Consider the following 22815-nt stretch of genomic DNA (forward strand, 5'->3'; position numbering starts at 1 on the left):
GGCACCCTTACCCGCATCTCCCGATCCGTGCCGCACCCGCTACCAGGCGCGAGCGACACCGTTCACATGCCAGGCCGTCTGGCCCGATCCTGGCCCGTATGCAGCAATGCCTGTGCCAGACTGCGTTTCGCTTTCGAAAACCGCGGCCGCTGACATCAATGCAACCCGCACCGGCATATCCATGGCGGCTCCCATCGCGTTCCGCCCCTGGATCCGCAAACGACTCGGCAGTGACGCGCTGTTTCCTCGCGGAACGCCCGTGGTTTCAGGGGTGAAACAGCTACGATTCCATTACGGCAACCCGGCTCGGACCAGGTGAGCCCCGAGCGCCCGCTGCTGCAACGATACTGCCGATGACTGACCGCACGGCCCGAAGACTGGCATCGGGGTTGCAACTCGTTTCGGGTCAGCCGTCGACGGCAGAATCGACGGCACACACAGCACGGAGAGAGGATTCGAAGAATGAGTGACAGCAAGCCCGGCCTGGAAAAATACCCCCACCTGCTTTCACCGCTGAAGATCGGTGGCTTCACCGTTCGCAACCGGCTCATGCAGACCGCACACGCCAAGGGCTATCATTCTAGGGATGGTCTGACCAACAATCGGGACATCTACTATCAGGCGGCGCGTGCCCAGGGAGGTTGCGGCTTGCTGGTGACCGGTGGACGCCACGTTCACCCGACCTCCACCGGCCCCGGCCGCACACTAGTGCGCGGCAACCGCCACGAAAATATCGAGCGGGACTCCGAAATGGCTCGGGCGGTGCATGCCTTCGGCGGCCGAATCGTTGCCCAGATCATGCATTTTGGCCCACAGGGCCGCTCCGGCGCACTCGATGACTACCGGGTACTCTGGGCACCGTCGGCTATGAAGTCCCCGGCCTACAACGAATGCTCCAAGGAGATTACCAAGGCGGAGATGGACGAGGTGTCGGCGCATTTCGCGCAGGCTGCCATCAACGCCAAGGCCGCCGGCCTGGATGGCGTGGAACTGCATTACTCCCACGGCTATCTGCACCAGCAATTCCTGTCCTTCGTCTACAACAAGCGGACCGACGAGTACGGCGGCAGCCTCGAGAACATCGTGCGCTTCCCGATTGAGACAATCGAGGCGGTACGCAAGGCCGTGGGACCGGAGTTCACGGTGGGCATCCGGGTGTCCATGGACGAGTGCACGGTGGACGGCATGCAAGCCGACCAGGCCATAGAGATGACCAAGCTGATGGTGGCCACGGGCATGGTCGACTACGTGAGCGCCACCGCCGGCACCTATGCCGCCCATGCCGACCAGATCCCCCCTGGCGATTATGAAGAGAACTGGCTGGTGGAACGCGGCGCGAAAATGCGCGCCGCGATCCGTTCCGTACGGGACATCCCCATGTTCATCGTCGGTCACATCGTGGACCCGGCCAGGGCCGAGGAGCTGGTGGAAGCCGGAGCCGCGGACATGATCGCCATGACCCGCACCCAGATCGCGGACCCGGAGTTTGCCAACAAGCTTCTGCAAGGCCGCGAGGACGAAATCAACAACTGCATCCGTTGCAACCAGGCCTGTATCGCCAGGCTGATGGTCGGCAATGCCATTTCCTGCGTGGTGAACCCCGCGGCCGGCCGTGAGCAGCGCTTCGGGCCCCATACGCTGGAGCCGGCGGGCCGATCGGCCCACTGGCTAGTCGTGGGCGGCGGGCCTGCCGGCATGAAGGCGGCCCTGGCCCTGCGACAGCGTGGCCACCGCGTGACCCTGCTGGAGAAATCCGAGCGCCTCGGCGGCCAGGTCAACCTGGCGGCAATGCTACCGCGGCGGCAGAAGTTCGCCTTCGTCACGGAGGACCTGGAACGACAGATCCGCAAGGCCGGAGTCGAGGTACGCCTCAATACGCCCGCCGATGCCGAGACCGTGAAGGCCTTCGGTGCCGACGGCGTGCTGCTGGCCACCGGATCCGTCCCCCTGAAAACGGGCTTCACCTCCACCCGGCCGGCGGTGGACGTCGTGCCCGGCATGGACCAGCAAAACGTGCTTAGCGTGCCGGAAGTGCTGCAGGACTCCTCGGCCGTGGGCAAGCGGGTGGTGCTGTTCGACGAGGATGGTGGCCGCTACGCCCTCGGAACCGCCGAGTACCTGTTGGACCGTGGCCACAGCGTGCATCTGGTGAGTCGCTTCAACGCCCTTTCTCCCAATCTGGCCCTGACCCTGGACTTGCCGGTGAACTACCAGCATGTGTTTCGCAAGGGCCTGGAGTACACGATCAACTCCTGGGTGCGGCGCGTGGAAGGTGAAAAGGCGCAGTTGTTCAATCTTTTCACCGATCAGGACAGTGAAGTCCTGGAGGCTGACACCTTCATCATCGCCGCCGGGCACGAAGCGGACGACGCCCTGTTCCGGGAGCTGGACGGTCAGGTGGAGAATCTGCACCGGATCGGCGACTGCCTGCTGCCCCGTCAGCTCCAGGATGTGATTTACGAAGGCATGCTGGCAGGGCGCGAATTGTTCGATCACTCGCGCTACATCGAGCAGGGCGAACTGGAGGAATTCGACGATTCCTGGGAACGGGCCATGCTCGGTACAACGACGGCACCGCCCGCCATGAAGGGCTGAGCCAGAACAGGAACGCTATCCGGCCGCCTGGGCAGATCCCGCCCAGGCGGCCCCTTACACGGGGTTGATTATCCATGAGCAATGACACGTTTCGACATCTGCTGTCACCTCTGCAGATCGGCAACATCACGGTCCCCAACAGGATCTTCCAGACAGCCCATGTCAAGGCCTATGACATCGACGGCATGACCAACCAGCGGCACATCGACTACAAGGTGGAGCGTGCCCGGGGCGGCATGGGGTTGATGATCGCCGGCAACCGGCTGGTACATCCGACGTCCACCACCGGTATGCGCAACTTCGGCTGGGGCTTCCGCAAGGAGATCATCAAACGCGACCGCATGCTGACCGACGGCGTGCACCAGTACGGCAGCAAGATCTTCGCCCAGCTGAACCACTTCGGACTCAACGCCACCAGCACGCCGATGGACGATTACCGCATTCTCTGGGGGCCCTCACAGGTGCGTTCGCCGGCTACCCACGAGATCCCCAAGGCCATGGAAAAGGCCGACATCGAGGAACTCAAGCGCTGGTGGGCCCAGAGTGCGGCCTACTGCCGGGAGTCCGGCTTCGACGGCACCGAGGTGCATATCGGCCACAGCTATCTGCTGCATCAGTTCCTGTCGCCACTGTTCAACAAGCGCACCGACGAGTACGGCGGCAGTCTCGACAACCGCCTGCGGCTGGCCATCAAGGTGATCGAGGCGGTCCGGGAAAAGGTGGGCCCGGACTTCGTGGTCGGCGTGCGGATCCCGGTCAGCGACTTCGTGCCCGGCGGCCTCACGGCCGACGATTGCATCGAGGTGGCCAAGAAGCTCAAGGCCACCGGCCTGGTGGACTTCATCAACACGACGGCGGGTACGTATCACAGCATCACCTACGCCATCGGCCCCTCGGATCTGCCCGACGGCTGGCTGCTGGAGAAGACCGCTCAGTTGAAGCGGGAAGTGGGCGACATCCCGGTCTTCCTCGTCGGCGGCATGAAGGACGTCTACAGCGCCGAGGACATCGTCGCCCAGGGCGAGGCCGACATGGTGGCCATGACCCGCGCCCAGATCACCGACCCGGAAATCGTCAAGAAGATGAAGGAAGGCCGGGTTGAGGATGTCTATCACTGCATCCGCTGCAACCAGGGCTGCATCGGCCGCATCTTCCAGGGCCAGCCAACCACCTGCATCCTCAACCCCGCCGCTGGACGGGAGGGGCGTTTCGGCCTGCAGACCCTGAAACAGGCGGAAACGGCGAAGAAATACGTTGTCGTGGGCGGCGGTCCGGCGGGAATGAAAGCCGCCGAAGTGCTCTCCTCCCGGGGCCACAACGTGACCCTGCTGGAGAAATCCGACGCATTGGGCGGCCAGGTCCAGATGATTCTGCGCACTCCACGTCGTCACACCTTCGGCTGGATCATCCGCGATCTTGACCACCACATGCGAAAGAACGGCGTGGATATCCGCCTCAATACCGAGGCCGGTGTGGACATGATCCGGGACATGGAACCGGACGGCGTTATAGTGGCCACCGGCTCCACGCCTGCCCGGGACGGCTTTAGCAGCGTCAACCCGACGGTCCACGAACTGCCCGGCGTCAACCAGCCCAACGTTGTGACCTTCTACGAGGTCCTGCTGCAGAATCAAGAAATTGGTAGACGCGTGCTGGTGCTGGATGACGACGGCACCCGTTACACCGCCGGCGCTACCGAACTGCTGCTGGATCGGGGCCACGAGGTGGAACTGGTCACCCGGCATACATCACTGTTCCCCATGATGGCACCAACCCTGGATCTGCCGGTACTGTACAAGGAACTGTTCACCAAGGGCCTGAAACACCGAACCGTTACCTGGGCGAAGGAGATCGACGGCAACCGGGTAACCCTTTTCAGCCTGTTCAATGGGCACGAGGAGGTATTGGAGGGCATCGATACCGTGGTGCTGTCCACCGGTCACAAGTCGGACAACAGTCTGTACATTGCGCTCAAGGAGGCAATGCCGGAGATCACGGTGCACGGCATCGGTGATTGCATGGCACCGCGCCAGATCCAGCACGCCATCTACGAGGGCATGCTTGCGGGGCGGGAACTGTTTGAGAACAAGGAACGGTACATCATGCCTGGGGACCTGGAGCAGCTCGAAAACTTCGAGGCGCCTGCCCGCCCGGCGGTGTTCGACGACTTCTGAGGAGCCTACGGCAATGAAAACCGGCAATCACTTCAAGCTGTCCCGGCGGCGCTTTTTACAGGCCTCCGCTTTCGGCACCGCCAGCCTGGCCGTGCCTACCATGGCCCTTGGTCGCAGCGCCCCGGAAACCGGGCCGGCCACCCGACCGGTGGGAGATGACGAACTGCGACGCCTCTACAAGGAAGACGCCCGCTGGGCGGGCTGCTGCGATCTACCCACCACCGCCACCACAAGTGTGGTGGCACCGGTCGGCTATTTTGCAATGAGCTGAATCGACACCGGATCCCGCCATCCCGAGTCACAACTCGGCGATGGCGGGTTTCCCAACCGAAACGGGCATCCACCTCTGCCGGCTCCGCACTACCTCATCCTGCCCCGACATCCGACCCGCAATGATCTCACGCCTTACGTTTCACGCCTGAAACCAGCAAGCCCAATGCGCAACAAAGCCGAGGCCTGAAAGTTTATTTGACGTCAAATCACCCCGTTAAAAGCGACGACAAGCTCTTGTCCGCACAGTATTTCCCGTGATCCGCATCAGGACGCCAGCCGTACTGGCCCGGGTTTTGCTCCCGTTCCGGGGACTAAAAGGGGGACTTGAGCAGTCCGCCCGAATACCAGCAAAAATCCCCGGAGGAACCATGACCAAGCGCGTCAAGATCATTGTGCCGATTCCCATGGACGAGGACAGCGTTGCCAACCGTTCCAAGCAACTGCCCGACGAGATCATCGCGCCCGGCTACGCGGCGGAATTCGTCTCGGTGAAGGCCGGTGCGGCCTTCGGCGACAGCTACCATGACGCCCTGCTGATGGACTTTTCCGTGATGGAAGCGGGCCTGGCGGCCCAGAATGAGGGCTATGCCGCCGTGTGCATCGACACGGTAAGCGATTCCGCCTTGTATCCGCTGCGCTCCCGCCTGGACATCCCGGTTTTCGGACCCGGCGGTCTGGGCTACTACGCCGCCTGCATGCTGGGCCAGAAATTCTCAATCATCAGCATGTGGGACAAGTGGTATCACTTCTACAAAAAGAATCTTAATGAATACAAGCTGTGGGACCGGTTGGCTTCCATGCGCAACATCGACACCCGCCCCGATCTCAAGGAACTTCTGGCCGGCAAGGAAGAGGTGATCTTCCGGAAACTGGAAGAGGAGTCCCTGCGGGCCATCGAGGAAGACGGTGCCGATGTCATCGTGCTGGGCTCCACCACCATGCACCAGTCACACGCCTACCTGGCCGAACGTCTGCCGGTACCGGTGATCAACCCGGGATTGGTCATGTACAAGTTCTGCGAGGCGATGCTTGCGATGAACCTGAGCCACAGCAAGCGCGCCTTCCCCCAGCCGGAAGCACCCAACGACGCCCTCTTCCACAGCTTCGGCAATTGATTCCCGGAACCAAGGATCACAACAAACCACGAGGAAAAAAACCATGATCGACCGCGACTACCTGATCGACCTGGCCGTGAACCGTTATTTCGCCAATGTCGACAAGAAGAATCTGGAGCCGGTGCTGGACTGCTTCAACGCGGATGCCTTCCTCTGTGTCCAGACGCAGCCCATCGTTCATGAAGGCCGCGACCAGGGCATCAAGAACATGTTCGAAACCCTGTTCAGCTCCTACACCAAGATCTGGCACGGCAATTTCGAACACACCGTGGACGCGGAAGCGGAGCGCATTTCCTCCCGCTTCGACGTGATTCTGGAAGACGAGAAAGGCGGCAAGGTGGAACTGCACAACTGCAACCACTGGTACTGCAAGGATGGCCGCTTCCAGCGCGTCTATGTGTTCATGAGTGGCGAGAACGTGCTGCGCTGATCGCGCTGCACAACGAATGCTTCGGGGCGCATGCCCCTTCCTCCGCCCGAGCGGGCAACTTGGGGCGCCGCCCGGCGCCCATTTTTTTGGGGTTCGTCACATGAAAGACATTCAGCACTGCCAAGCCGAACTCGATTGGCATAAGCCATTCAATATGTCCCAAGCAACCATTGTAGATCGGACAGTGTATGTCTCCGGGCAAGCATCCATTGATTCCGCAGGCAACATTGTCGGCGCGGATGACTTCCAGGCCCAGGCACGCCAGGTCTTCAGCAATCTGGAGCATGTGCTGCGCCAGGCCGGATCCGGCCTTGACCGGGTGTTCAAGGTCAACATTTACCTTACCGACGTTCGGTATTTCGACCATATCGTTGAATGCCGCAAGCGCTATTTCACGCCTCCCTATCCGGCGGATACCACCGTGGAGGTCAGCAGTCTGGCCCTGCCCGGCCTGATGCTGGAAATCGACGTAATGGCGCGCTGCGACTGAAGGAGTCCGGGTTCATGGCCAAGCTCGACAACCGATTTGCACTGATCACCGGCGCCAGCAGCGGCATCGGCCGCGGCGTGGCCCTCGCCTTCGCCCGGGAGGGCGCCCATGTGGCGCTGAACTATCCCCACGCGGGGGAACAGGACGCCACCGAGGCACTGGCCGGGGAACTGCGCACCCTGGGCCGCCGGGCCCTGGCGGTGCAGGCGGACGTGTCCGACGAGCAGCAGGTGCAAGACATGGTTCGCCAGGTAGAGGCGGAGTTCGGCCGAATCGACATCCTGGTCAACAACGCCGGCATCGCCAGCATGTCGCCGGTCCATGAAATGCCCACCGAGATGTGGGATCAGCTGATGTCCATCAACCTGCGGGGTGTGTTCCTGTGCACCCGTGCGGTGCTGCCCGGGATGTACGATCGGGATGACGGCAAGATCATAAACACCGCCTCCCAACTAGCCTACAAGGGCGCACCGGCCTTCTCCCACTACACCGCCGCCAAGGCCGCCATGATCAGTTTCACGCGCTCCCTCAGCCTGGAGATCGGCAGCCGAAACATCAGCGCCAACTGCGTCGCGCCCGGCACCACGGACACACCGATTCTGGCCAATGTGGACCCACAGGTCCTGGACCAGATCCGGGCCTCGATCCCGAAGGGCAGGATCGCGCCCATCGACGACATCGTGCCGGCCTACGTGTTTCTGGCCAGTGACGATTCAAGGCATTTCGTCGGCCAGACCCTGAGCCCCAATGGCGGCGACGTGTTTCTCTAGATTCGCGGCGTAAAACATCGGGGCCGGCCTGCCCCGGCAAGGGAGAAAATCATGCAGCAGGACCAGCAGGAACCCGTTGTCTACCTGAATGGCGAGTACCTTCCGGCATCCCGGGCCGGGATTTCGGTGTTTGATCAGGGCTTCCTGCTCGGGGATGGCGTATTCGACGTCGTCTCGGCCTGGAAGGGCAGCATCTTCAAGCTCCGGCAGCATGTGAATCGCTTCTTCGATTCCCTGCAGGCGGCGCATCTGCACACCTCGCTGAATCGCGAACAGTGGGGCGAGGCCATCATCGAAACGGTCCGACGCAACGGCCTGGATGATGCCAGCATCCGCTTCATCATCACGCGCGGCGTTCCTGAACAGGTGGTCGCCGACCCCCGGGTACATCAGCCCACGGAAGTGATCTGGGCCGCCCCCTATATCTTCCTTGGCGACGAGCAGCAGCGGTCACAGGGTATTCGGCTTATGGTGTCGCAGCTGCGGGGCTTCGCGTCGGACACCCTGGACCCCCGCTACAAGTGCCTGAGTCGAATGCATTTCCAGCTGGCCAAGGTGGAGGCCAGCGCGGCCGGCTACGATGATCTTGTCTGGCTCAACAAGGACGGTTTCGTGGCAGAGGGACCCGCCTCCAACCTGTTCATGATCCGCGACGGCATCCTGTACACCCCGGCCGTGGACATACTCCACGGCATCACCCGGCAGACCTTTCTCGAACTCGCCGAGCGCGCCGGCGTACCGGTCGAACTGCGACAGCTCACGGTCTATGACCTGTGCACCGCGGATGAAGTGTTCACCACCAGTACCGCCGGCGGCGCACTCCCCGTTCGGGAGATTAGCGGCCGAACACTGCGCGGCCCGGCTCCGGGACCGATCACGCGGGAGCTGGACCGCCTTTACTGGGCCAGCCGTGAAGCCGGCGAGCACGGCACCCCCATCCATTCATGAATCCGACAACCGTGGAGAATTCAGCCATGTCCTTCGACAACCAGGTGGTGCTCGTCACCGGCGCCGCCAGCCAGATCGGCATCGGTTGCCATGCAGCCCGGCGTTTCGCCGAGCTGGGTGCCCGGGTCGCCATCTGCGATACCGACGCCGAGGGACTGGCCCAGACCCGGAAGGCCATCGAAAGTCGTGGCGGCCAGGCCAAAAGCTACACCCTGAGCGTCGCTGATACCTCGGCGGTGGATGCCATGGTGGCTGAGCTGGAGGAAACCTGGGGTAGCGTCGACGTGCTGGTCAACAATGCCGGCATTGCGCGCACCGCACCGTTCACGGAAATGACCGACGAGCAGTTGAACCAGACCATGGATGTCAATTTCGGTGGCACAGTGCGGTGTTCCCGGGCCGTTGCCCCAGGAATGATCCGCCGCAACTCCGGGGTGATCCTGTCGGTATCATCTATCGAGGGCCACGCCTGGGGCTGGCCCGCCCACGGGCACTACTGTGCCTCCAAGGGCGCCATCGAGGGCCTGACCCGGGCCCTGGCCGTGGAACTGGGCCCCCATTGCATCCGGGTCAACGCAGTGGCACCCGGATTGATCTGGACCGCACAGTCCACCGACCCGGTGAACTCCGTGGGCCCGGACGGGCTGGAAAAGCTTACCGCCGCCGTCCCTCTGCGACGCGTGGCCAGACCCGAGGAGATGGCCGAGTTTCTGGCAACCCTCGCCTCGCCGGCGGCCGGTTACATGACCGGCCAGACTGTCGTTTTCGACGGCGGCATTACCCTGGGTGAACTGACGCCTCTGCTGACCTGAGACCGAGCAAACCTTCGATCCGGCGAGACGGCAACCAACTCAGTCGTTCCTCGCCCGGGCTGCATTGGCCCGATTCAGCTTGCGCCACAGCGTGGTGCGACTGACGCCCAGTCGCTTGGCCGCCTCCGGCAGACTGCCGTCACACTCCGCCACCACCCGCTGGATGTGGTTCAGCTCGATCCGTTCCCGCTCCGCCTTGAGGGACTTCGGATCATCCGTGACGACCTCGGTGACCAGTTCCGGGACCACCGAATACAGGGCCCGCCGGTACTGCTCCCGGGACCAGCCATCGGCGTGCATGAAGAACACCGCCAGGCGTTCCGCCAGGTTTTCCAACTCCCGCACGTTGCCGGGCCAGGAATAGGACCGCAACTTGTCCTCCAGCATTTCAAGCAACTGCCGGGGATCGCGGTCGCAACCCATTTGGGTGAGATGCCGACGCAGCAGATAGTCCGCCAGCACCAAGACATCATCCCCCCGCTCTCGCAGCGGCGGGATCTGCAGTACAAGAATATTCAGCCGGTAGTACAGGTCCTCCCGCATCTCACCGCTGATCATCCGCTCCTTGAGGTCAACATTGGTTGCGGCGATGACCCGCACGTCGACCGGCGCGGCCAGCGTGCCGCCCAGCCGCATGACTTCCCTCTCCTGCAACACCCGCAGCAGGCGTGTCTGCAGGTTGATGGGCATGTCCCCTATCTCGTCCAGGAAGAGCGTGCCACCGTGCGCGGCCTCTATCAGGCCGGTCCGCCCGCCCTTGCGCGCCCCGGTGAAGGCACCCTCCTCATAGCCGAACAACTCGCTTTCCAGCAGGCTCTCGGCAAAAGCGGCGCAGTTCACGGCCACGAACCGACCCCCTGCCCGGGGGCTGGCATTGTGGATCCCCTGGGCGAACAGTTCCTTGCCGGTGCCGCTGTCACCCGTCAGGAGCACGGTGGACTCGGATGCCGCATATTGGCGGGCCAGCTCGCAGACCCGGCCCAGGGACCGGGACTCGCCAATGATTTCCTCAAGATGGTACTTGGCAGTGTAGTGACGGGTACGGCGTTGGGAGCGGATGTTGCGGTCGGCATTCTCGATGCTGGTGGAATCCTGGAAGGTGATGACCGCACCGCTGTTGACGCCGTATTCCATCAGGGGCACACGACTCGCCATCAGCAGCCGGGAGCCCACCCGGATAATCTGATGCAGATCCACTTCCTGACTGGCCAGGGTATCCCGCAGGCCCATGGACGGCAGCAATTCGCTGAGGCGCCGATTCAGCATCTTGTCGGCACTGACGCCGAGAATGCGTTCCGAGGCCGGATTGAAGCATTGCACCCGTTCGTCCGGGTCCACGGCGATGACCCCTTCGTTAAGGTGCCGGATCACCTGATCGAGCCAGTTGCGGCGGGTTTTCTCGATGTGTTGTGTCCGCGCCACCTCGATGGCAGCGTCCACGGCCTGATGCACCGCCTGGGGCGAATAGGCCAGGATCCCGGTAAGTCCCTCGCTCTCGGAGAGATCCGTGATGAAGCTGGAACCAACAATGACACCGTAGCCCTCAGCCTTGAGTTCGCGGAACTGCAGGCGGGCGTCCTCAATCGTGGTGTAGGAACGCTGCTCGATGTCCAGATTGATGAGCTGCTTCACTTCCTGCAGTTCGGCATCGGTTTCCCGGTAGGTGATAAGCGCTACCTTGTCGGAAAGATTCCGTGCCTTGAGCATGGCCCGCAGGATGTCGAAGGCGGAGACATTGATACGGATCACCGGCGCCGACAAGCGTTCTCGGAGGTAGGAGGCGTTGGCACCAGCGCTGATGATGACATCGACCTCGTTGGCGGCAATCAACCCCTCGGCTGCGGCGACGGCTTCGTCGAAAACCTTGTCGACAGTGCGTATCGACGCTATGCCCCGATAATGCGGAATAACACTGTTGATCAGCCGGGTCAGTCCCTTGTAGCTGATCGCCACAATGCGGGGAATACGAGGGACGCCAGCCTTGGGGCCGACCTGATCTGCTCCAACCACACTTTCTCTCCCGGCGGGCGAGGTGCCCGCACGTTCCTATCAGACCAATAGAATCGTGGAACCGGTGGTACGCCGGGCTTCCACGTCGCGGTGCGCCAGTGCTGCCTCCCGCAAGGGGTGCCGGGCCTGGATTTCGACCCTGATATCGCCGGACCGGATCAAGCCGAACAGCCGATCGGCGGCTTGCAGGAGCCAGTCCCTTCGACTGACATAGACAAAAACGGCCGGACGGGTGAGGAAGTAGGACTTGTCCAGGCCCATGCGCATAAGATAGTAGGGGTCAGGCTCCCCGGAGGCCATGCCGTACAGCGCCATTGTGCCGGTCGGTGCCAGACATGCCATCGAGCGATCGAATGTATCCCGGCCCACCGAGTCGTAGACCACCGGAAGGCCGGCATCACCCACAACCTCGCGGACGGTATCAACGAAATTATCCCGGGTGTAGACCACCGGATAGTCACAGCCATGGTCCCGCGCCACCGCAGCCTTCTCGTCAGTGCCGACGGTTCCGATCACGGTTGCGCCGAGGGCCTTGGCCCACTGACACATCAGCAACCCGGTTCCACCGGCAGCCGCATGGACCAGAATCGTCTCACCCGCCTGCACGGGGTGCACGCGCTCAACAAGCATCCAGGCGGTGAGGCCCTTCATGAACACCGCTCCCGCGGTTTCGTCGTCGATATCATCAGGCAGCGGTACAAGAAACTCCGCCGGGAAAACCCGCTGCTCGGCGTAACTGCCAAGCGGTGGGTAGGCGTACACAACCCGCTGCCCCACTTTTACCTGATCCACGCCCGGCCCTACGGCCTCCACCACACCAACGCCTTCGAATCCGGGAACGAAGGGCGGATTCGGCCCGGGATAGGCCCCCTGCCGCATCCCGATCTCTATCAGATTGACACCCACGACGGTCTGCCGCAGCAATGCCTCGCCCCGTCCCGGAGAGCCGGGGTCATGATCGCGCCACTCCAGAGCCTCGGGCCCACCAAGGGCGTTCTGAACAATCGCCATGCTCACATCGTTCTCCTCGCTCTCAACATGCAACGTCGATTTTTTCGTTTACCAAATTGAAACCAGCAAGTGACATGCCAGGCACCTGCACCACCAGGATGCGCTCCTGTCGCGCCGAACCCGCGGCCGGGACAAGAGCACCAGAAGGAACTGTTTTAGTTTCGCAACCAATTTTCCATTTTTTCAACAGGCATTGGTCTGAAACAGGCACTACGCCCGGCTTTCGTTCGAATGGATTCTTCGGCATGCGGTTTGCAGCAACCTGCATGCCATTCGCCGCAGGAGCAAACGCGATGCCGACCGTCTCTCGCTGGCCCGAGCTGTGGTCACCGCTGACCATCGGTCCAACCCGCGTATCCCATCGCATCATGGCCTCGGCGCATGCGCAGCTCTACGCCGACGACGGCCTGATAAGCCAGCGCCATATCGACTACTACGCCGAGCGTGCGCGGGGAGGCTGTGCGCTGCTCGTGCTTGAACAACAGGCGGCGCATCCGGCAGGCCACAACTACCTGGGCGGCAGCAACGCCTATGAGCGGCGTGTCATTCCCCGATACGAGGCATTGGCCAACGCAGTCCATGCGCATGACGGCCGGATATTCGTCCAACTTTTCGCCAGCGGCGCCCAGGGCAAGGGAATGCTGCATATCGACGACTGGCGCCCGCTCTGGGCCTCCAGCGCCATGCCGTCCGCGTTTTCCAGCGAAACACCCATGGAAGTCGGCGAGGCGGAAATTCGCGAGGTCATCGACGGGTTCGCGCGCTCCGCCGAGAACGCCGCGGTAGCCGGTACGGATGGCGTGGAGATCCACGGGGCCCATGCCCAGTTCGTCGGCGAGTTCCTGAGTCCGTCCTTCAACCGTCGAACCGATGCCTACGGCGGCTCGGTCGAGAATCGGTGCCGCCTGTTGCTGCAGATCGGCGACGCCATCCGCAATCGGGTCGGCAACCGCATCACGGTCGGGGTACGCCTATCGTTCGACGAGTTCATCGGCGAGGCGGGCATTACCGGTGAAGATGCCAGCGCCCAACTGGAGATCCTCGCCGCCTCCGGCCTGTTCGACTATTTCAGCATAACCGGCGGTGGCTATCACGCACTGCACATCGCAGTGGCCCCGATGGGAAGCCTGCCCGAAGGCTTCATGGCCGACTTCGGACGCCAGGCCAAGGCCGTGGTCGGCGACCGGGCCAGAGTCTTTATTGTCGGCCGCATTCTCAGTGGCGACACGGCGAACCGGATCATCGCCGACGGCTGGGCCGATATGGTGGCAATGACGCGGACCCAGTTGGCCGACCCGGAGCTGGTCAACAAGCTGCGGCAGGGCCGGCCCGAGGAAATTCGCCGTTGCGTGGGCGCCAACATCTGCATCAAGCATCAACTGGATCAGCAGGGCGTCATCTGTGCCTTGAATCCTGCCGCGGGACGTGAGGCGGAATGGGGTGCGGGCCGCTTGCGCCCGGTCCGCGCCGGACAGGACAAGCGTATTGCCGTTATCGGCGCCGGCCCCGCCGGCATGACTGCCGCCGCACGTCTCGCCGAACGCGGCCATCGGGTCACGCTGTTCGAGGCGGAAGAGGAATGCGGTGGTCGCCTGGCACTGCTTCGCCGCCTACCGGGCAGGGAAAACTGGGGCATGGCCGTGGAGGACATGCAGCAGGCGGCGGAGCGAGCCGGCGTCACACTCCGACTGGCGACACGGGTTACGGCGGATACGCTGTCGGGCGGCGACTGGGACACCGTGGTCTGTGCCACCGGAGCGCGTTTCGAACGTTCCGGCTACAGCCCCAGCAGGCCCGACCGCTTCACGCTGCCCGGCGCCGATGCCGACCATGTCACGGATGTGGAAACCGCGCTGCGCGATGCACTTGAGGATCCAGCGGTCTTCGGCCAACGAACCCTGATCATCGACGAGACCGGTGAACACCTGCCCTTCTGTCTCGCGGAATTGCTGGCCGGGGCCGGCTGCCAGGTGCAACTCGTCACGCCGAAGCTGTTCGCCGGCGAGGGGCTGCTCAAGACTCTGGACCTGCCCCATGTACTGCCGCGCCTGCAGCAACTCGGCGTCGTGATCCGCGGCCAGACCTTTGTCGAACGCATCACCGGCGGCGGTGCCGAGATCTACGGCATCTGGGGCGGCAAGCCGGAGCCGGTGGCGGCGGACCGCGTGGTGCTGGCCCTGGGCCGACGCAGCAATGACGTGCTCTACCGTGAGCTGGAGGAAACACGGCAAGGTAACCTGCACCGCATCGGTGACTGTGTCGCGCCGCGGGCCATCGAGGCAGTGATTTACGAGGGCGAGCGGCTGGGTCGGGAACTCGCCTAGCTGCCGGCTCGACCGGTTCGGCGCCCGGTCATGCGGGCGCCGCAGGGATTACTGCCGGCGGAGAAACCCGCGCACGGCATCCGCCACGCCGTCCGGATCCCGGTCGCATTGCCAGTCCAGACCGCGGACCGTGGCGCTGGCGGAGTCCGGTCGCTCGCGCAGGGCGCGCTGGTGGAACGGCCAGAGCACGTCATCCTCGGAACAGATATTCATCAGCGGCACGTCAACGGCCCGATACAGGGCCTCGAAATCCTGGTCCCAGACCGCGCTGAAGGTCTGTGGCAACGCCCGCCAGGCACGCAGGTGATCCACCATTTCCCGATTGTGCACCTCGACGCTGACATCGGCACCCAGACCGGCCAGGTAGTCCCAGGCGGTTTTCAGATAGTCACCGTCCTTATCAGGCGCGTACGGCGCGGTAAAGGTCTTGCGATACTCGGCCCGCTCCTCGGCGGTCGCAAGCACCGCACCGATGATGGTCAGGGAACGCACCTGCGGCTTGTGCGCCACGGCCATTTCCAGAGCGATGCAGCCCCCGGTGTGATGACCCAGCAGATGCACCGGCGTCAGCTGGAGCGCGGTGACCGCCTGCCAGAGCACATCGGCAAGCCAGCGCACCGACGGAATCGTCGTCGGCTCGAAGGAACCGCCGAATCCCGGCGTATCAAACGCGACCAGGTCGTAGTCGCCGGCCAACCGGGCCATGACCTGCTCGAACATGGCCGACGAGCTTGCTGTCTGGTGGAACAGGGCAACGGTCGGTTTACCCGGGGCCGGAAGGTGCCGGTAATGGACCTGGCCGGCGTCGGTCCGCACATAGCCCTTTTCGATCCCGTCCACGACCTGATTCGAATTGCTCACCATGAATTTCTCCACTGCCGGTTGCTGTCCTTTGGCATGCAGCAAGAACGCTGCCAGACGGCACGCCGGCAGCAGCGGCGCGGTGCGGGAGATGTCAATCAGAAAATGCGTCGAGGAATCGAATCGTCCGCGTGCAGAACTGCAACGGGAATCAGTCAGCGTCGCGCTGGATGAGATGCATCGGAATGCCGCCGGTATCCTCGCTGCGAAGATAGGCGATTTCCCAGTCACGGAAGGCCACATACGGCGGCGAACGCATACCGATGCCTTGACCCTCAAGTCGGGCGGCGGCAGCGGCCACGTCATCGACACCGAACGCGAGATGGAAAAAGCCCTCGCCATGGGCGTCCAGGTGCGCCGCCAGCGAGCCCCCGGGGTCGGTGGGGGCCACCACCTCGATGTTCAGGTTGTCCAGCTTGAAAACCGCAACTTCGGCGCCCCGGGTGGAAACCGGCCCGCGATGGGCCGGCTCACGCCCGGTAAGGCGCTGGAACAGCGCGATACCCCGTTCCAGCTCGCGCACGGCGAAGGCGAGGTGGTGTACCGAGGTCAGCACAAACCGCTCCCCGGCCTCAGGCTGGCTCGGTGTAGAGCCACGGCTTCTCCTGCTTCCGGCGTTGCTCATAATCGCGGATGGCATCGGCGGACTGCAGCGTGATCCCGATATCGTCCAGCCCGTTGAGCAGACGATGACGGATGCCGTCCTCGACCTCGAAGGCGATGGCTTCGCCACCTGGCGTCTCGATCGTCCGCGCCTCAAGATCGACGGTCAGCCGGTAGCCCTCGGCCGAGAAACACTCCTGGAACAGCCGCTCCACGGTCTCGGCGTCAAGCCGAACCGGCAGGATGCCGTTGCTGACCGCATTGCCGTGAAAGATGTCGGCAAAGCTCGGCGCGATGACACAGCGAAAGCCGTAGTCGGCCAGTGCCCAGGCCGCATGCTCCCGTGACGAACCACAACCGAAATTGTCGCGGGTCAGCAGGATGCTGGCGCCCTGATAGCGCGTCTGGTTGAGCACGAAATCCGGGTTCAGCGGCCGCTGCGAGCAGTCCTGCCCCGGCATGCCGCCGCCATCAGTGTAACGCCAGTCATCGAACAGGAACGGTCCATAACCGGTCTTGCTGATGGCCTTCAAAAACTGCTTCGGGATGATGGCGTCGGTATCCACATTGGGCCGATCCAGTGGTGCCACCAGCCCCTGATGCTGGGTAAACGCTTTCATGATTTCGCTCCCTCGATCCGCAAACTTGCGAACCGGACTTACTGCAACTGCGAGACGTCGACGAAATGTCCGTGAATGGCGGCGGCAGCCGCCATCGCCGGACTGGCCAGGTGGGTCCGGCCGCCAGCACCCTGGCGTCCCTCGAAATTGCGGTTGGAGGTCGAGGCGCAGCGTTCGCCGGCGCCAAGCTTGTCCGGATTCATGCCCAGGCACATGGAGCAACCGGGCTCGCGCCATTCGAAACCGGCCTCGGTGAAAATCCGGTCCAGCCCCTCCTTCTCCGCCTGCAGCCGAACCAGACCGGAACCCGGCACCACGATGGCCTCCTTGATCGTCGCCGCCACCTTGTGGCCCTTGACGATCTCGGCCACCGCGCGCAGATCCTCGATCCGCGAATTGGTGCAGGAACCGATGAAGATCTTGTCCAGCGGAATTTCCGCCATCGGCGTCCCCGGCTTCAGGTCCATGTAACGCAATGCCTGCTCCATGGCCTGCCGCTTGACCGGATCGGCTTCCTCAGCCGGATCCGGTACCGAGGTGCTGACCGGCACGACCATTTCCGGCGAGGTGCCCCAGCTGACCTGCGGCTGGATGTCTTCGGCACGCAGCGTGATTTCCTTGTCGAACACGGCGTCCGGGTCACTGACCAGGGTCCTCCAATAGGCGACCGCCTGATCCCACAGGTCGTCCCTGGGCGCCATCGGCTTGTCACGCAGATAGTCGATGGTCTTGTCATCCACCGCGACCAGTCCCGCCCTGGCGCCGGCCTCGATGCTCATGTTGCAGATGGTCATCCGACCCTCGATCGACAGGTCGCGGATTGCCTCGCCAGCGTACTCGATGGTGTAGCCGGTCGCGCCGGCCGTGCCGATCCTGCCGATTACCGCGAGGATAATGTCCTTGGCCGTTACTCCCTTGCCAAGCTTGCCGTCGACCGTGACCCGCATGTTCTTCGACTTTTTCATGAGCAGGGTCTGGGTCGCCAGCACATGCTCCACATCCGACGTGCCGATGCCGAAGCCGAGCGCCGCGAGCGCTCCATGAGTGGCCGTGTGCGAATCACCGCAGACGATGGTCACACCGGGCTGGGTGAAGCCCTGTTCCGGGCCAATCACGTGCACGATACCCTGGCGGGAATCGTTCAGCGGAAACTCCCGCAAACCAAAGTGGGCCACATTCTTGTCCAGCGTCTCCAACTGCATGCGCGAGACCGGATCCTCGATGGTATGACGCATGAACGTGGGAACATTGTGGTCCGGCACCGCCAGGATACTATCCTTGCGCCAGGGCTCCCGATCGGCCAGGCGCAGGCCCTCGAAGGCCTGCGGCGAGGTCACCTCGTGGACCAGGTGCCTGTCGATATAGAGAAGAACGGTGCCGTCCTCGTTCCGCTGCACCGTATGGTCATCCCAGAGCTTGTCGTAAAGCGTCTTGCCCATTGCCTTGTTACCCCTCATCACGCACCGGTCCAGTGGACCCAGGCGGTTCCAACGTCAATTATCCTGTCGCGCCACGCGACGCCCACTCAGCTGCCAGGCGCCCAGCAGCACAATGGCAAAACCCAGCCATTGCAGCGGTCGCAACTGTTCTCCTAGCAATACCCAGGCCAAAATAAAGGTGAAGCCGGGACCGGCCAGATTCAAGACCGCCGACGTCTCGGTGCCGACCCGCCGCATTCCCTCGACGATGAGGATGAGCGGCAGCACCGTTGCGACCACGGCCATTGCGAGTGCCAACCCGTAGACGATCCAGGGCTGCCCCCAGAGAGCGTCCAGCGGATGCAGCAGAACGTAATGTGCAGCGATTCCGATCGTCGCGATGGTCATGACCCGCGCGGAAAAGCGCCTGGTGCCGAGTTTGCGGCCCAGATCACCGGCGATCACGTAATAGGTGGCGAAAAGCGCTGCGCTCGCCAGCATCATCAACACGCCGCTCCAGGTAGCGCGCAATTCCTCCATGCCGCCACCGACCAGTGCCAGCGCCAGACCGCCGTAGCTGAATGCCAACAACACGACGACCCGTCCCTCCAGCCAGCGTCGACCAAGCAGCGCCAGCAGGATGACGATGAAGCACGGGTAGGTGAAGACGATCAGCCGACCCAGTGTCGCCGACACCGTCTGCAACGCAATCAGGTCGAGCAACTGCGCCACATAATAGCCCACCAGCCCGGCCCACAGCAGCCGCCAGCCATCGACGCGCGGACGCCAGTCCTCGGTGACCGGTTCACCGCGCCACAGCAACAACAACCAGAACAGCGGGATCGCCAGGCTCATGCGCATCAGCATGAACGCGGCCGGCTCGACGCCGTGCGGATAGGCCAGCTTGGCGAACACACCCTTGCTGGAGAAGGCGATCACGCCGAGCAGGGTCAGAACGACGCCGGAGCGCCACCGTGCCGCGTCCGCCCCGTTACCGGCCGGCAGGGCGTTCACCGCTCCGGGCCGGCCAGATCCCGTGCCGCCCGGATGTAATCCTCCAGTCCCATCAGCTGATTGAAGGTGCCGAAATCCACATAGGCCGTCTCGCCCGTCAGTCGGCCCTGGTCGCGAATCTCGCGCAGCCCCGCGGCCATCGCTCGGGTCGCCGCCAGCAGGCTGCTGATCGGGAAGATCGCCAGCCGGAATCCCATGGCCTGCAGTTCGCCGGCCGCGTGGTAGGGCGTCTTGCCGGCCTCCACCACATTCGCGAGCAGCCATTCTCCGCGAAAGGCGTCGCAGACCGCCTGCAGCTCGGCATCACTCTGCGGTGCCTCGACAAAAAGCACGTCGGCGCCGGCTGCCAGATACTGCTCGCCCCGACGCAGCGCTTCGTCAAGACCGTCGGTGGCGCGGGCGTCGGTGCGCGCGATGATTACCATGTCCGGATCCGAGCAGGCCTCGCGGGCGGCACGAATCCGCTTGACCATTTCCGGCGCGGGCACAACCTGCTTGTCCTCCATGTGGCCGCAGCGCTTGGGAGAGACCTGGTCCTCAAGCTGGATCGCGCCGACCCCGGCCCGTTCATACAGGCGCATGGTCCGTTGCACGTTGAGCAGATCCCCGAAGCCGGTGTCGGCATCGGCAATCACCGGCACGGAGACAGCCTGTGACAGGCGCGAGGCGTGATCCGCCATCTCCGTTGCGGTGACCAGCCCGAGGTCCGGCACGCCGAGCAGGCTGGCGGCGGTGCCGAAGCCCGTCATATAGACCGATTCGAAGCCGCCACGCTCGGTCAGCCGGGCGCTCCAGGCATCGAATACGCCCGGGGCGACCAGTATCTCCCGCTCCGAAAGCCGCTGGCGAAGCCTTGCCGCTGGCGAGACGAATACCGCCTCGCTCATGACGCGAGCAACTCCCTGGTTTCGGCCAGGCTGAGCACATCCGTGTACTTGACCCCGAGATCCCGCAGATTCGCGTAATGCGCCCGCAAGTCCCGGTCACCGACGGCCTCGCGCGGCACCACCACACGGTAGTTGTACTGCAGGGCGTCCACCGCCGTGGCGCGCACGCAACCGCTGGTCGTGAGGCCGGTGACGATGACGCCATCGACATCCAGGGCCTGCAGCCGTTCATGCAGATCGGTACCGAAAAAACCGCTGGCGGCGTGCTTGACGATCACGGGTTCGCCATCCCGAGGCAGGAGACGCGGATCGATGTCCTCCAGGCCGGACCCGGCCGCCAGCTCGTTCAGCACGGGCAGTTTTTCCCGGAACACCGATGACTGCTCCGGCGCGTTATAGGCCACCGTGGTGTAGACCACCGGCCAGCCTCGCTCGCGGAACAAATCGAGCAATTCCCGGTTTGCGGCGACCACGTCATCGCACTCGGCGGCCAGCGGACTGCGCGCCGGATCGGTAAAACCGATACTCAGGTCCACCAGCACCAGCGCATAGCGCTTCGCCCGTGTCAGGCGCTTGCTGTCGAGCACCATGGCGACCCCCTAATGTTCCCACTCGGGAGTGGTCGGCGCCTCCAGGCCAGTGTCTTCCAGACAGCGGGCCTTCAGTTCCTCCAGGGTGCCGCCTCGATTGAAGATGCCGATTTCGCCGCGGGCCTGGCGCATCTCCTTGCGCAGCGAGTCGGTCGCCTGCTGATCGACCACACCGGCCGCCGAAATGACCACGCCGAACCGGCGGGCGCCCCCCGGCGACACCAGCTCACGCTCCACATCCCGGACCACGGCCTCGATATCGCGCTCAAGCGGATCGCCACAACCGCCGCCCCCCCAAGTGTCGAACAGCAGCAGGTCGCCCTTCTCCACCTGCACGCGGTCACACTTGGACGGCAGCACCTGGCGCTCGCCACTTGCCTTGATCAGTTCCTTGTGACCTCGCTGGCCCGGTTCGCCACCATTAACGCCCCAGGGATAGGTCAGCCAGCGGTCGTCATGGATCGAGATCTGGCCGTTGGCCAACAGCCGATAACCGACGCGCAGCCCGTTGCCGCCACGATGCTTGCCTGCGCCACCGGAGTCGATAATGGTCTCGTAGGTCTCGATGCGCAGCGGGAAATAGGCCTCGACGAATTCGTTCGGCACGTTGGTGAAACCCGGCCACAGCGAATGACCGTCCATACCGTCGCCGAGTGGCCGGCCCGGTACGCCACCGAATCCGATCTGGAACAGCTGGAACCACTCGCCGTTGTCGTCGTAGCCAGAGTACATCAGGTGCGGCGAATCGGAGAATCCGGCGCCACTCATGGCATCCGGCGATCCCTGTCCAAGCAGCCCGCTCATGACGTCAAATATCCGGCCGAGCAGGTGCGTCCGGCAGGACAGCGGCGCCGGGAACTTCGGCTTCAGGATCGATCCCTCGGGGATGCGCACATCCACCAGGTCGTAGAACCCGTCATTGAACAGGATCGACGGATCGAACAGGTTGATGGTGAAGGCGCCGAAGAACATCTTGAACATCTCCTCGTTGAGGTAGAAGTTCACTGATGACGGTGCCTGCGGGTCGGTGCCGGTGAAATCGAAAATAGCCTTGTCACCCTCGCGCCACAGCGTGCAGCGAATGGTGTAGGGGCCGAGTCCGGCGCCGTCGTCGCAGATGTAGTCCTCGAAGGACTGCTTTGTCTCCGGCACCACCTTGCGAATGATCTCGCGCATCGCGATGTAGTTCCGGTCCAGCATCTCGCCCAGCGAACTGGTATAGACATCGTCGCCGAAACGTTCGGCCAGTTCCTGGCAGCGCCGACCGGCGGTCTTGCATGCCGCGACAATGGCGTTGAAATCCGACCGGTTCCAGTGCGGCATGCGCACGTTGTGCAGGATCAGTTCCAGCAGATCCTGGTTCATGACCCCGTTCTTGTAGATCTTGGTCGGCGGAATCCGGATACCTTCCTCGAAAATCGTGCGCGCGTCGGTGGGCAGACTGCCCGGCACCTTGCCGCCGACATCCGACATGTGACCAAACATGGCCGACCAGTTGATGATCCGGCCGTCCTTGAAGATCGGCATCAGGATCAGCCAGTCGGGAAGGTGGCTGACGGCCCCGGCACACATGTACGGATCGTTGGTCAGGAAGATGTCGCCTTCCTCCACGGTCCCGTCATAGGCCTCGAGGAAGCCATAGATGAAGGAGCCGAACTGGCCCACCACCATCTTGCCCTCGTGGTTCGCGATCATCGGGAAGGCATCGCCCTGCTCGCGGATACCCGGCGACATGGCCGTGCGCATCAGCACGGCGTCCATTTCGTTGCGGGCGTTGGACATGGCGTTCTCGATGATGTCGAGGGTCACCGTATCCACCGCGACCTTCTTGAACGGCTGGTTATTCGGCTGAATCAGACTCGCAGGCATG

The 22815-nt window shown here is 63.4% G+C and carries 21 protein-coding genes; 10 read left to right on the top strand and 11 right to left on the bottom strand.

What is annotated here, in order from left to right:
- Positions 1-462: 462 nt before the first annotated feature.
- From M0534_RS01045 to M0534_RS01085, 9 genes are all read left to right on the top strand, one after another.
- Positions 463-2595, top strand: coding sequence for an oxidoreductase (locus tag M0534_RS01045; RefSeq protein ID WP_248566549.1), 2133 nt, complete (start codon positions 463-465; stop codon positions 2593-2595).
- Positions 2596-2669: 74 nt separating this feature from the next.
- Positions 2670-4769: an oxidoreductase gene (locus tag M0534_RS01050; RefSeq protein WP_248566550.1), complete on the top strand. Its 2100-nt coding sequence runs from the start codon at positions 2670-2672 to the stop codon at positions 4767-4769.
- A 13-nt stretch (positions 4770-4782) separates the two neighbouring features.
- Positions 4783-5040: a twin-arginine translocation signal domain-containing protein gene (locus M0534_RS01055; protein ID WP_248566551.1), complete on the top strand. Its 258-nt coding sequence runs from the start codon at positions 4783-4785 to the stop codon at positions 5038-5040.
- Between the two features lie 370 nt (positions 5041-5410).
- Positions 5411-6157, top strand: coding sequence for an aspartate/glutamate racemase family protein (locus M0534_RS01060; protein ID WP_248566552.1), 747 nt, complete (start codon positions 5411-5413; stop codon positions 6155-6157).
- A gap of 43 nt (positions 6158-6200) precedes the next feature.
- Positions 6201-6587, top strand: coding sequence for a nuclear transport factor 2-like protein (locus M0534_RS01065; protein WP_248566553.1), 387 nt, complete (start codon positions 6201-6203; stop codon positions 6585-6587).
- A gap of 100 nt (positions 6588-6687) precedes the next feature.
- Complete coding sequence (locus M0534_RS01070; RefSeq protein ID WP_248566554.1) at positions 6688-7077, top strand: RidA family protein; 390 nt, start codon at positions 6688-6690, stop codon at positions 7075-7077.
- A gap of 14 nt (positions 7078-7091) precedes the next feature.
- On the top strand, positions 7092-7847 hold the full coding sequence (locus M0534_RS01075) for an SDR family NAD(P)-dependent oxidoreductase (RefSeq protein ID WP_248566555.1): 756 nt from the start codon (positions 7092-7094) through the stop codon (positions 7845-7847).
- Positions 7848-7898: 51 nt separating this feature from the next.
- On the top strand, positions 7899-8795 hold the full coding sequence (locus M0534_RS01080) for an aminotransferase class IV (protein ID WP_248566556.1): 897 nt from the start codon (positions 7899-7901) through the stop codon (positions 8793-8795).
- 26 nt (positions 8796-8821) lie between these two features.
- The gene (locus tag M0534_RS01085; protein ID WP_248566557.1) at positions 8822-9607 is read left to right on the top strand and encodes an SDR family NAD(P)-dependent oxidoreductase; all 786 of its coding nucleotides are present in this window, start codon (positions 8822-8824) and stop codon (positions 9605-9607) included.
- Positions 9608-9646: 39 nt separating this feature from the next.
- Here the strand turns inward: M0534_RS01085 and prpR are convergent, their stop codons facing one another.
- Genes prpR through M0534_RS01100 form a run of 3 tightly spaced genes read right to left on the bottom strand, consistent with a single transcriptional unit; the run spans position 9647 to position 12896 of the window.
- A complete protein-coding gene (prpR, locus tag M0534_RS01090; protein ID WP_248566558.1) occupies positions 9647-11617 on the bottom strand; it encodes a propionate catabolism operon regulatory protein PrpR in 1971 nt (656 codons plus the stop codon).
- A gap of 39 nt (positions 11618-11656) precedes the next feature.
- The gene (locus M0534_RS01095) at positions 11657-12634 is read right to left on the bottom strand and encodes a quinone oxidoreductase family protein (RefSeq protein WP_248566559.1); all 978 of its coding nucleotides are present in this window, start codon (positions 12632-12634) and stop codon (positions 11657-11659) included.
- 16 nt (positions 12635-12650) lie between these two features.
- Entirely contained in the window at positions 12651-12896 is a 246-nt protein-coding gene (locus M0534_RS01100) for a hypothetical protein (RefSeq protein WP_248566560.1), read from the bottom strand.
- Between the two features lie 25 nt (positions 12897-12921).
- On the opposite strand from M0534_RS01100, the gene M0534_RS01105 reads away from it, so the two are divergent.
- Positions 12922-14952 carry an FAD-dependent oxidoreductase gene (locus M0534_RS01105; RefSeq protein WP_248566561.1) on the top strand — a complete coding sequence of 677 codons (2031 nt, stop codon included), beginning with the start codon at positions 12922-12924 and terminating at the stop codon, positions 14950-14952.
- Between the two features lie 48 nt (positions 14953-15000).
- Here M0534_RS01105 and M0534_RS01110 read toward each other — a convergent pair whose 3' ends face one another.
- From M0534_RS01110 to M0534_RS01145, 8 genes are all read right to left on the bottom strand, one after another.
- Complete coding sequence (locus M0534_RS01110) at positions 15001-15816, bottom strand: alpha/beta fold hydrolase (RefSeq protein ID WP_248566562.1); 816 nt, start codon at positions 15814-15816, stop codon at positions 15001-15003.
- Between the two features lie 148 nt (positions 15817-15964).
- The gene (locus tag M0534_RS01115; RefSeq protein ID WP_248566563.1) at positions 15965-16369 is read right to left on the bottom strand and encodes a VOC family protein; all 405 of its coding nucleotides are present in this window, start codon (positions 16367-16369) and stop codon (positions 15965-15967) included.
- A 16-nt stretch (positions 16370-16385) separates the two neighbouring features.
- Positions 16386-17036: a 3-isopropylmalate dehydratase small subunit gene (gene leuD, locus M0534_RS01120; RefSeq protein ID WP_248566564.1), complete on the bottom strand. Its 651-nt coding sequence runs from the start codon at positions 17034-17036 to the stop codon at positions 16386-16388.
- A 38-nt stretch (positions 17037-17074) separates the two neighbouring features.
- Positions 17075-18475 (bottom strand): 3-isopropylmalate dehydratase large subunit, encoded by a 1401-nt coding sequence (gene leuC, locus M0534_RS01125; RefSeq protein ID WP_248566565.1) that lies wholly within the window; start codon positions 18473-18475, stop codon positions 17075-17077.
- Positions 18476-18529: 54 nt separating this feature from the next.
- Positions 18530-19468, bottom strand: coding sequence for a DMT family transporter (locus M0534_RS01130; RefSeq protein ID WP_248566566.1), 939 nt, complete (start codon positions 19466-19468; stop codon positions 18530-18532).
- The gene (locus M0534_RS01135) at positions 19465-20355 is read right to left on the bottom strand and encodes an isocitrate lyase/PEP mutase family protein (protein ID WP_248566567.1); all 891 of its coding nucleotides are present in this window, start codon (positions 20353-20355) and stop codon (positions 19465-19467) included. The genes M0534_RS01130 and M0534_RS01135 overlap by 4 nt, the downstream gene beginning before the upstream one ends.
- Positions 20352-20945 carry an isochorismatase family protein gene (locus tag M0534_RS01140; RefSeq protein ID WP_248566568.1) on the bottom strand — a complete coding sequence of 198 codons (594 nt, stop codon included), beginning with the start codon at positions 20943-20945 and terminating at the stop codon, positions 20352-20354. The genes M0534_RS01135 and M0534_RS01140 overlap by 4 nt, the downstream gene beginning before the upstream one ends.
- A gap of 9 nt (positions 20946-20954) precedes the next feature.
- Positions 20955-22814 carry a hydantoinase B/oxoprolinase family protein gene (locus M0534_RS01145; RefSeq protein ID WP_248566569.1) on the bottom strand — a complete coding sequence of 620 codons (1860 nt, stop codon included), beginning with the start codon at positions 22812-22814 and terminating at the stop codon, positions 20955-20957.
- Between the last annotated feature and the right edge of the window lies 1 nt (position 22815).

The organism is Methylonatrum kenyense (genome assembly GCF_023195885.1).
In the GTDB taxonomy this organism is placed as follows: domain Bacteria; phylum Pseudomonadota; class Gammaproteobacteria; order Nitrococcales; family Aquisalimonadaceae; genus Methylonatrum; species Methylonatrum kenyense.